Source organism: Actibacterium sp. (genome assembly GCF_041584535.1).
GTDB lineage: Bacteria > Pseudomonadota > Alphaproteobacteria > Rhodobacterales > Rhodobacteraceae > Actibacterium_D.
In genome coordinates this window covers 1-2674 of record NZ_JBFHDW010000316.1, presented here as the reverse complement: position 1 = coordinate 2674, position 2674 = coordinate 1, and the positions used below count along the sequence as shown (strand labels likewise).

The window sequence follows — 2674 nt, the reverse complement described above, 5'->3', positions numbered from 1 at the left end:
CGCGACCAGCGATCAACTGGGCAATGAACTGATCCACATCATCGAGCGGAATGTCATGGATATTCCCGACCCGGCCGAGTTGCTGGCCACCGGCGTCCGCTTGTTCATCGAGACAGCCCGACAGTTCCCGTTGTTGGGCAAATTCATGTCCAAGGCTGGGTTGGATTCGGTTGGGCCGGGGCACCTGATCTATGAATACCTGCCCGTCCATATCTCAAAAGGGATGGAGCAAGGTCGGTTTGTAGAAATGCCAATGGTTGTTGCACTCGATTTGATCCGAGGCGCGGCGCTTATGTCCGTTTCCCGTGCTGAGAGGGACGAGTGCTATCCGGAAGAAACTGTCGCTTCAATGTTGCGTGGTTTCGGTCTAGCCCCAGAAGTGGCAAATCAGTTGGTTCGCAAGCCACTTCCCGATTTAAACATCCTGGAAAACAGTTTGTTAGAGCGCAGCGCCGTGCGGGCAGCCAACGCGATGGCGGCGTAATCCGCCCGATCTTGAGGGGATGGCGAGGTAGAATTTTCTTGGCAGGATGACCGGGAAGATTCTGACGCAAGCGATAGCTGACCTGCGACTCCTATTGCCGTCGAGGGTAGGAGGAACGGCCTATCGCTTCTATCTCATTTCCCGGAAGTCCGGCAGGAGTAGCCCCCTGAAAGCGGTCTACCAACTGGGAGAGATGGGTCCCGAAACTTGGAGGATCAGCGATAACTGGTAAACGAGAGCGACCCAAAGCGATTGTATCGAAGCTTCGGCTGGTTGAAGTGCTGCAAGGATATAGCCCCTTTGATCGGTAGCCGTGAAGTCTTCGCTTGTGTTGGCGGTGCCACGTGCCTCGGGCGTTCATGTCTGGGGCTTTTTCGTTGTGGAGGCCCGAATTTGTAGAGTTGTTGTAGAGGACCCCGAAAATGACGAAAGCCGCCCTCAAGGGCGGCCTTCATCATATTGATCTCATTTGAGAAAATTGGCTCCGGCGGTAGGGATCGAACCTACGACCAATTGATTAACAGTCAACTGCTCTACCGCTGAGCTACGCCGGAACACGGGGGCGATATAGCAAGCCGGTCGGACCCCGTCCAGAGGGTTCGGCAGAAAAAGTGACAGAAAATTCACCGCAGCGCATATTCGGTTGTCAGGCCGTGGCCGGTTTCGGCTTCGGTCAGTTTTCTGTCAGTCAAATCAATAAGATGCGCAAGGACGTTGCGGGTGGCGGCGCCGATCAGGGCCGGGGGGATGTCGGTATAGATCGCTTTAGCCAGCTGCGGTGCGGTTGCGGGGCCGCTGGTCAGCGCGGCGCGGATTTCGGCCTCGCGGCCCTTGCGATGCGCCAGCAGCCCGCGCACCCGGTCTTGCGGGGTGTCGATCGGATCGCCATGCGCCGGATAAAACACCCGGTCGCGGCGCGGTTCAAGTTTCCGCAGCGACTCCATGAACGCCCCCAGATCGCCATCGGGCGGCGACACCATCGACGTGGCCCAGCCCATGACATGATCGCCCGAGAACACCCGGTCGCCCCAGGCCAGGCAGATGTGATTGCCCATGTGGCCGGGGGTCCAGATCGCCTGAAGGCTCCAGTCCTTGCCATGCAGCCACGCCGCGTCGGCCAGAATTTCATGCGGGGCAAAGCCAAGATGCACGCCTTCGCCACCGCCCAGATCGGCAAGGCCGACCAGATCTTCGCGCCGCCCGGCGGTGCTGTCGCCGTAAGCCACGATCGGGGCGCCGGTGACTTCGCTGAGTTCGGGCGCCAGCGCCGAATGGTCCAGATGTGAATGGGTGCAGACGATGTGGCTGATCCGCTCGCCCGGCTCCAGCGCCTCGATGATCGCGGCCATATGCGCGGCATCCTGCGGGCCGGGGTCGATCACGGCGACCTCGCCCTGACCCAGAATATAGGTATTCGTGCCCAGAAAGGTCATCGGCGACGGGTTCGGCGCCAGCACGCGGCGCAGGCCGGGCTCGGGCCGGTCGACCGCGCCGGCGTGCGGTGCAATCTGGTTGGGAGTGGTCATGTTCCGCTTCCTTCTGTGGCGGTGGCCAGATACGCTTGTAGCGATGAAGATGAGCTGGATCAAACGCACCTTGCCACGTGGCCTGTATGGACGGGCGGCGCTGATCCTGATTGTGCCGATCGTGACCATTCAGCTTGTCGTGTCGATCATGTTTATCCAGCGCCATTTCGAAGGCGTCACCCGGCAGATGTCGCATAACGTGGCGCTTGAGATCGGGTATTTGCTGGAACGGCTGAACGACGGCCCCGACCTGCACAGCAGCGTTTCGGGCGCGATTGATCTGGCGCAGGGGTTAGAGATCGACCTCAGCCTGCCGGACGCCCATGTCGCGCGCCGCGACCGGCGCAATCTGGTCGATCTGTCAGGCCGGATCGTGCTGGCGACGCTGCACCGCGATCTGCCGTCGGTTCTGGCGATTGATCTGGTCGGCGATGTGCCGTGGTGGGATGCGGCGCGCCAGATCGACCTGTTGGCCGAGACCAGATACGGCCCGGTGAACCTGAAGCTTGAGCGCAAGCGCATGTCGGCCTCGAACCCGCATCAATTGCTGGTGCTGATGATCGTCACCGGCCTGTTGATGACGCTGATCTCATTCATCTTCCTGCGCAACCAGATGCGCCCGATCAAGCGGCTGGCCCATGCGGCGGCGGCGTTCGGCAAGGGG

The 2674-nt window shown here is 60.7% G+C and carries 2 protein-coding genes, 1 tRNA gene and 1 pseudogene; 2 read left to right on the top strand and 2 right to left on the bottom strand.

What is annotated here, in order from left to right:
- A partial coding sequence (locus tag ABYW26_RS12945) for a hypothetical protein (protein WP_372605321.1) occupies positions 1-484 on the top strand: 484 nt, incomplete at its 5' end.
- A gap of 479 nt (positions 485-963) precedes the next feature.
- On the opposite strand, the gene ABYW26_RS12940 is transcribed toward ABYW26_RS12945, so the two are convergent.
- Both ABYW26_RS12940 and ABYW26_RS12935 read right to left on the bottom strand, forming a co-directional pair.
- Positions 964-1038: transfer RNA gene (locus tag ABYW26_RS12940), tRNA-Asn, on the bottom strand.
- Positions 1039-1107: 69 nt separating this feature from the next.
- Positions 1108-2010 (bottom strand): MBL fold metallo-hydrolase, encoded by a 903-nt coding sequence (locus ABYW26_RS12935; protein ID WP_372605319.1) that lies wholly within the window; start codon positions 2008-2010, stop codon positions 1108-1110.
- On the opposite strand from ABYW26_RS12935, the pseudogene ABYW26_RS12930 reads away from it, so the two are divergent.
- Positions 2009-2674 (top strand): annotated as a pseudogene (locus ABYW26_RS12930) (two-component sensor histidine kinase); the annotation flags it as partial. The gene ABYW26_RS12935 and the pseudogene ABYW26_RS12930 sit on opposite strands and share 2 nt — an antisense overlap.

Coding starts and splice junctions, on each gene's coding strand:
- ABYW26_RS12935 (WP_372605319.1), bottom strand. CDS start 2,010: ATGACCACTCCCAACCAGATTGCACCGCACGCCGGCGCGGTCGACCGG.